Source organism: Lacihabitans sp. CS3-21 (assembly GCF_024343675.1).
In the GTDB taxonomy this organism is placed as follows: Bacteria; Bacteroidota; Bacteroidia; order Cytophagales; family Spirosomataceae; genus Leadbetterella.
Map to the genome: position 1 here is coordinate 1 of NZ_RJUD01000041.1, position 1,447 is coordinate 1,447.

Sequence of the window (1,447 nt, forward strand, 5' to 3'; positions counted from 1 at the left end):
TGCCACAGCAGATAGAGACAACAATGGCGTAGCCTTAGTAGATATAGACAGCAGACCAGATCAGACGGTAGGCAACGATGCGGGTGGTGTACCAGGAAGCCCAACTGACGATAAATTGGATGGCAATGGCACGGACGATGAAGACGATGCTGACCCAGCCCAGATCACCGTACAGAAATATGACTTGGCTTTGGTTAAGAAATTAAAAAGTACCGGAGATATTAAGCCAGGTGATAATGTTATATTTACTATAACTGTATCAAATCAAGGTACCATCCCTGCAAATGGAATAGAAATTACAGATTATATACCATCAGGTATGACTCTAAATGATTTATCTTGGACAGCAGCAGGTTTAAATAAAGCAACCAAAATTATTTCTGGTCCAATTTCGGCCGGTGGATCAATTTCGGTTGATATAAATTTGAAAGTCAATTCAGATTTTGAAGGAACTACCTTATTAAATAAAGCAGAGATTTCGAAAACGTCTGATAATGACAATAATGGAAATCCACTTGTGGATATTGATAGTACACCTGATGATATTGATAATGATAAATTTGTTACAGATGACGATATCAATGGTAATGGTAAAACTGGAGGAGACGAAGATGATCACGATCCAGCTGAAGTTAAAATTAAACAGATTTTTGACTTAGCTTTAAATAAGAAATTAAAAGCTGGCCAAGCCTCCCAAGTTGGTTGTGAGGATGTGGTTAAATACGTAATAACTGTATTTAATCAGGGTACACTAAAAGCGTCTAATATTGATGTTACTGATTATATCCCAACAGGGATGAGCCTTAATACTTCGCAAAGTCTAGGATGGTCATTAGTTTCTGGAAATCCTAAATTTAACATCCCAGGTCCTATCTTGCCAGGTGCAAATACTTCAATCGAATTAGTATTGAATGTTTTACCTTCAGCTTTAACAGGGCCCTTGGTAAACAGAGCGGAAATTAGTAATAATGCTACAAATGCTTTAAACCTTTTGGATATTGATAGTAAACCAGATAATATTTCATCTAATGATGCCGGAGGTTTGGTAAGTTCGGATGCAGATGATTTTGTTGATGGAAATGGTACAGGAACTCCGAATGATGGAATAAAAGCAACTGATGAAGATGATTCAGACCCAGCTTTAGTTACCATGAAAGAGAAGCCAAATGTAGTAGCCTCAAATAATGGACCTGTTTGTTTTGGAGATAAAATTACCCTAACAGCTGTAGGAAATGCAACCTCTTACTCTTGGTCTGGGCCAAATAATTATTCTGCAACTGGCCCAACTGTTTTAGTTGATGCCTTACCGTCGAATAATGGTACATATACTGTCACTGCAATGCTAAACAATTGTATTGTAACGGCAACCACTTCAATCATTCAAACAGCTAAATTGACAGCCTCAGCGACTGCCACCCCAGTAGCTTGTTTCGGTGAGAAAAACGGA

The 1,447-nt window shown here is 38.1% G+C and carries 1 pseudogene; it reads left to right on the plus strand.

What is annotated here, in order from left to right:
* Positions 1 to 1,447: pseudogene (locus EGI24_RS14200) on the plus strand (DUF11 domain-containing protein); the annotation flags it as partial.